Here is a 5,844-nt window from a genome sequence, read left to right as displayed (position 1 = left end):
CCGCTCCACCCTGCTGCTCACGTACGACCTCACCCTGAGCGACGGCACGGTCATCCGCGACGCCACCGGCACCCTGCCCACCTGACCGGCCCCCAGCGGCCAGAGCAGGGCAACGCCGCAGAGCGGGCCGCGCGGTCATCCCGCTGTCGTGGGCGTTGACGACCTCGCGGTTCTGCCGATCTGCGGTAGGTCGCCCAGCCCGCCGTCGGGGGCACTGGCGTCGTGCCGGCGCGCTCACTGGTCAGTCCGGGCGTTCGATGAGCATTCGGTCCAGCGCGTGACGTCCGGCTGGACCCCACGCTGGCTTGCCGCCGGGCAGCCCGCGCTCCCCGTTCTGGCCCATCAGCAGCAGGAAGAGGCCTTTCAGCGCGGCCAGTCCGCGGGCGCGGCGGACCGTCGCCTCGTTCGCCCGCCCGTAGGCGGTGAAGAACCGTGCGGCCCCGCCGGCCGGCAGCAGCACCCAGGCGGCCGCCAGGTCCACCGCAGGGTCGCCGGCGAACAGGTCACCGAAGTCGACCACGCCCGCCAGCGTCCCGTCCGCCACGACGACGTTCGCCGGATGCAGGTCGCCGTGCACCCACACCGGTGGCCCCTCCCAGGCGGGAGTTGCGACGGCGTCGTCCCAGACGGCCCGCACGTCGGAGGCGTCGTGGCCGATCGCGTCAGCGTCGAGAGAGCCGAGGAAGTGCTCGAAGCCGTCCATGCAGTCCTTCGGGTGTGCGCCGCGGCCGGTGTCGGCCGGTGCGTCGGCGGGCGCTGCCACGTGCAGCGCCCGCAGGAACGCCGCCAGGGTGTCGGCGGCGTGCTCGCCGCGGGTGATCGAGGCGCGGTCCAGCGGCAGGCCCGGCACCCACGTCATCACCGTCCACAGCTTGCCGAACCGCTTGCAAGGCGCGCCGCTGCGCACCGGGACGGGGACGGGCAGCGGCAGGCGGTCGGCGAGCAGCGGAAGCCACCGGCGCTCCTTGAGCTGGTGAGCGGGGTCGGTGTCCATGCGCTGAATCCGCACGGCCAGCTCGTCCCCCAGGCGCCACATCTGGTTGCACCAGCCGCCCTCGACTTCGCGCAGGGGCAGCTCGGCCAGGTCCGGGTGTTGCTCGCGCAGCAGGTCGCGGACGAGGTCCGCGGTGATCCCGGTCTCGTCCTCGACCTTGGTCATGCGCAGCAAGGTACGGAGGCTGCGCCTGTGATGACCGCTGTGACACGGTCCCCTCGCAGCACCGGGGCACTTACCGCACATCCCGCGGACCGGCGAGTCGTTGGTCACCGCAGCAGCGCCTCTGTAACGGTGGTGACACGTACTGGTGTGGGTGCTCACCAGGAGCCGCCCGGACCGGAGACTGATCATGCGTCACCACGACGTCGAGACCGACCTCGACGACCTCCTGCGGATTACCGCACCGCCCCCGCTGACGCGCCAGCAGCAGGAGACGGCGTTCACCCACGCCTGGAACAGCGTCATGGCCTCCAGGACCAGCACCCCAGCCAGCGCTTCCACCGACCTCCAGCACGAGTGGTCCGTGCGACAGGTCCGTCGCCGCGACGTCGTCACGGCTCAGCAGGTCCGCGCCCGCCGGCGGCGTCGCCTCGCCCGGGCCGGCGCCGTCACCTTGGCCGTCGCCCTGGCTGGGACCGGCACCGCCGCGGCCGCCACCTACCTCGCCGCCCGCACCGGAGAGCGGAGCAGTGGATGGGAAGCCACCGCCGCCGGCCCCGGGGAAGTCCTGCGCCAGGACGGCAGCGACTACGTCGACGTGGCCCGCCAGCTCACCGCCGACATCCCCTTCGCCCCCGGCCACCAGGCCCAGAGCGAGGCGCAGTTCAGCACTGGGGTGCTCGCTCCCCAGGCCGACAGGCAGATCAGCACCAGCGCGTTGCGCGCCCAAGTCGCGCAGAACGCGATCTGCACCTGGGCCGATGTCTGGATCGCTGCCCACACCACCGGCGACACCGCCGCCCGCCGTGCCGCCGCCGACACCCTCACCGCGTCGCTGACGTGGAGCGCGGTCACCGACGTCGACCCCAGCTCGAGTCCGACCGGCGCACCCGGTGACGCGGGCGCGCAGACCGAGACCCGCTTCGGGTGGCTGCCCGCCATCACCGCGGCGGCCGTGGCCGGCGACCACCGCGCAGTCCTGGACGCCGTCACTGACAGCGGACGCTGCAACCCGCAGCTGACGCCTGCGCTGAACACCGACCCGGCCTACCGGGGACCGGCTCGGTGACCACCCCCAAGACCCATCTCGAGTTCCACCCGGTTGCCGCCGAGGCAGGTGCGGAGGCCGAGCGGTTCGAGCAGCTGTTTCACGCCACCCGTGGCGACGTCTTGGCGTACCTGACCCGACGGGCTGAGACAGCTGAAGCTGCTGACCTGCTCGCCGAGGTCTACCTCGTGGCCTGGCGGCGTCGCGCCAACCTGCCCGCAGGGCGGGAACGGCTGTGGCTGTTCGGGGCCGCCCGCCGTCTGCTGGCTCAGCACCACCGCGAGCAGGCAGTGCACCAGCACCAGTCCCTGCACGAGGAGCTGGCCCAGCAACGGCCGCTGCTGGCCGATGACCAGATCGAGAACGAAATGGAAAGAAGCGACGGCCCGTCACGGACCGCTGCAGTGGTGCGCGACGCCTTGGCCGGTCTGGTCGAGCTCGACCGAGAGCTCATCACCTTGACGGCCTGGGAGCAGTTGAGCACCGCTGACGCCGCGCGGGTGGTGGGCATCAGCGCCACCAGTGCCAGAGTGCGTTTGCACCGGGCTCGTCGTCGTCTCGCTGCGCACCCGCAGCTACGTCGTCTCCTGGGCGAGAAGGTCGCAACCGCGGCTGACTCCTGGTGGCCCCGACCCGCCACGGATCAGGGGGGAACGACTTACCGGTCATCCCGCGGGTTGTGCGCGTGATGCGCTCACATTGAAGCCCCCTCTCGTGGTGTGTGAGCCACTGTTAGATTAGCTGCTGTGACATCGCTGCCGGCGCCTGGACCTGACCCCACAGAGCGCAGCGCCCTCACCCCCCTGTTCGACCTGCTGAACGCGATGGACGACCAGATCGCCACCGTCTACGCCCAGCACGGGGTGGCGGGAGTACGTCCCCGGTTCAGCAAGGCCCTCATCCGCCTGCACCGCCACGGCCCCATGACGATCAAGACCTTGGCCGGCCACCTCGGCGTGACCCACTCGGCCATGAGCCAGACAGTCACCGCGATGCGCCGCGACGGCCTCCTGGACAGCGCCCCCGGCGAAGACGCCCGCACCCGCACGGTCTTCCTCAGCGACGCCGGCCAAGCCCTCGTTCCCTTCCTGGAGGCCGAGTGGCGAGCCACCGAAGCCGCCTGGGCCGAACTGGACGCCGAGGTGCCCTACCCCTTGCAGCAGGTCGTCACCGACCTGCGCGAGGCTTTGACCCGCCGTTCCTTCGCTGACCGGGTCAACCACCACCTCGACCACCTCGACGACCTCGCGCCGGCGCCCACCTCTGCGACGAAGGCAGCCAAGACGGCCACCACCCAGGACAGGGCCACCAAGGACAGCACCCGCGGCCCCGCCAAGAGCAGGCGGTGATGCTGCTGGAGCGCTTCGTCGACACCCGCCCCCTACTGGCTTCCCCAGCCTTCCGGCGACTGTGGATTGGCAGCACCGCAGCCGGATTCAGCGGCCAGCTCGTCGCCACCGCCGTGCTCTACCAAGTCTGGGAACTGACCCGCAGCCCGTGGTGGACCGGAGCCATCGGCCTGGCCACCGCAGCGCCCACCATCATCGGTGGCCTCATCGGCGGCACCCTGGCCGACACCATCGACCGCTGCCGCCTGGTCCTGGCCACCACCGCCGTCACCGTCATCGCCGCGGCCGGGCTCGCCGCCCAAGCCGGTCTCGACACCGCTTCGGTGTTCCTGGTCCTGACTCTGGTTATGGCCCAGACCGCCGCCACCGCCCTCGGCGCGGCGGCCCGGCGCACGTTCATCGCCCGCCTGCTGCCCACCGGTCTCGTCCCGGCCGGGGTCGCGCTGAACCACGTCAGCTTCCAGATCGCCATGCTCGCCGGTCCCGCCCTCGCCGGCGTCATCCTGGCCACCGGCGGGCTGCGCGCGGCCTACCTCGCCGATGCCCTCGGCATCACCGTCTCCCTCTACGGCGTGCTGCGCCTGCCCAGCATGCGACCCCACCCCTCATCGAGCACCGCGCCGAGCACCGCGCCGAGCACCGCGCCGAGTCCCGCGTCGGGCACGGCGCCGGGACGCGGGATGCTGGCGGGGTTGCGGGCCACAGGGCAAGGCTGGCGCTACCTCGCGAGCCGCCCGGAGCTGCGCGGCTGCCTGGCCACCGACCTGGCCGCCACCGGTCTGGCCATGCCCATCGCCTTGTTCCCCGCCGTCAACGACGAACGCTTCGGTGGCAGTGAGTACACCTTCGGGCTATTCGCCTCCGCAGTCGCCGTCGGTGGCCTGCTGGCCGGGTTGGCCTCCGGAACGATCACCCGGGCGTCAGGGGCGGGGCGGCTCATGCTGGCCGCGTCCGCGACGTGGGGGTCGGCGCTGGCGGTGTTCGCCCTGGTGAACTCTCTGCCCGCCACGCTGGCGTGCCTGGCTGTGGCCGGTGCTGCGGACACGGTGGCCGTCATCTGCCGCGGCGCGATCGTGCAGGTCTCCACCCCCGACGCCTACCTGGGGAGGGTCAGCGCCGCGGAGAACATCGTCGGGGTCGCTGGTCCTGGGCTGGGAAACGCCCGCGCTGGAGCAGTCGCCGGCGCGACGTCGGCTGCGACCTCAACCCTCACCGGTGGGCTTGCCTGTGTTGTGGTCGTCGCCTTCATCGCTGCCGCCACCCCTGCTCTACGGCGCTGGAGGCAGCCCGCTGCTGCGGGCACCGCCTTCACCTGACCGCCTGTGGGTCCGAACTCCGGACTACGCGGTCATCCCGCTGTCGTGCTCACCGCGGCAGTGGCGGTACCGGATTCACCTCATCGCTGTCGTAGGTCACGCCCTGGCGCTGAGACACCTCCCACGCCTCCAGGCCCGGGGCGGCCAGCACGGCCTCGATGCACGCCCGGCTGCCGCCGACGTAGGTGCTCATCAGGTCTACGTCGGTGGCCACGCACCACGCCCGGTCCGCCGGCCACCACAGGCTCGGGCTCTGCTCCCAGGGGTCGGTCTCCATCGACACCCACCCGGCCTGCGACAGCGGCCCCGTGAGCAACAGCATCTCGCGCTGGGGCATCAGCACCGTCTGCGCCACCGGTGCCAGCGCGAGGCACCCGTAGCCCTCCCACACCGCGTAGAAGCACTCCTCGGTCGTCGTGGTGAACCGCGCCAGCACCTCGGCCAGCGCCTCGCCCTGCGCGGCGGGCAGGCTGCCCTCGGCCGGCTCGGTGTCCCACACCTCCGGCTGGGTGTCGCCGTGGTGGTAACTCCAGGAGCCGGTGATGGCCACCCACTCCATCCCGGCGTGCGCCTGCCGGCCGTTGGCCGCGGCGACCTGCGCCCAGGTGACCGCAACGTCCCGCCCGAAGTCGTCACGCCAGGCGGCTGGGTGGAAGACGCGGGCGTAGGCCTCGAAGACCGGCGGCACCAGCGAGCCGACCGTGTGGTCGAAGTTGCGGACCGCGGCCACGATCCAGTCCGCGGCGCTGACATCGTCCGGCAGCTGCCACAGCTCGCCCAGCCCTTCGCGTCTCATCCATCAACCTTGGCGTCCAAAGGTTGCCCACGCCAGCGGCTTGACGATCTACCGGTCCTCCCGCCCTCCGTGCGCGTGATCATGACCAGTCCGCGACCTCGCAGACTGGTCGATAGGTCGACGTCTGACCACGGCCGCTCAGGCCACCGACGCCTACGGTGATGGTCATGGCTCTTGAG

The 5,844-nt window shown here is 71.9% G+C and carries 6 protein-coding genes; 4 read left to right on the top strand and 2 right to left on the bottom strand.

Annotated features, from left to right (window positions below; translation table 11 throughout):
• Window positions 1–241: 241 nt before the first annotated feature.
• Window positions 242–1,159, bottom strand: coding sequence for an aminoglycoside phosphotransferase family protein (locus tag ACRYR8_RS20810; protein WP_432486133.1), 918 nt, complete (start codon window positions 1,157–1,159; stop codon window positions 242–244).
• A 187-nt stretch (window positions 1,160–1,346) separates the two neighbouring features.
• On the opposite strand from ACRYR8_RS20810, the gene ACRYR8_RS20805 reads away from it, so the two are divergent.
• The 4 genes from ACRYR8_RS20805 to ACRYR8_RS20790 are packed head-to-tail and all read left to right on the top strand — an operon-like array spanning window position 1,347 to window position 4,869.
• Window positions 1,347–2,225 carry a hypothetical protein gene (locus ACRYR8_RS20805; protein WP_432486132.1) on the top strand — a complete coding sequence of 293 codons (879 nt, stop codon included), beginning with the start codon at window positions 1,347–1,349 and terminating at the stop codon, window positions 2,223–2,225.
• Complete coding sequence (locus tag ACRYR8_RS20800; RefSeq protein ID WP_432486131.1) at window positions 2,222–2,893, top strand: RNA polymerase sigma factor; 672 nt, start codon at window positions 2,222–2,224, stop codon at window positions 2,891–2,893. The genes ACRYR8_RS20805 and ACRYR8_RS20800 overlap by 4 nt, the downstream gene beginning before the upstream one ends.
• A gap of 57 nt (window positions 2,894–2,950) precedes the next feature.
• Complete coding sequence (locus ACRYR8_RS20795) at window positions 2,951–3,553, top strand: MarR family winged helix-turn-helix transcriptional regulator (protein WP_432486130.1); 603 nt, start codon at window positions 2,951–2,953, stop codon at window positions 3,551–3,553.
• Window positions 3,553–4,869, top strand: coding sequence for an MFS transporter (locus ACRYR8_RS20790; RefSeq protein WP_432486129.1), 1,317 nt, complete (start codon window positions 3,553–3,555; stop codon window positions 4,867–4,869). Before ACRYR8_RS20795 ends, ACRYR8_RS20790 begins: the two co-directional genes overlap by 1 nt.
• 49 nt (window positions 4,870–4,918) lie before the next feature.
• Here the strand turns inward: ACRYR8_RS20790 and ACRYR8_RS20785 are convergent, their stop codons facing one another.
• Window positions 4,919–5,665: a hypothetical protein gene (locus ACRYR8_RS20785; protein ID WP_432486128.1), complete on the bottom strand. Its 747-nt coding sequence runs from the start codon at window positions 5,663–5,665 to the stop codon at window positions 4,919–4,921.
• Between the last annotated feature and the right edge of the window lie 179 nt (window positions 5,666–5,844).

Source organism: Kineococcus esterisolvens (genome assembly GCF_050871405.1).
Lineage (GTDB): Bacteria > Actinomycetota > Actinomycetes > Actinomycetales > Kineococcaceae > Kineococcus.
The sequence above is the reverse complement of the archived record's forward strand: the minus strand, read 5'-3'. Positions and strand labels throughout refer to the sequence as shown.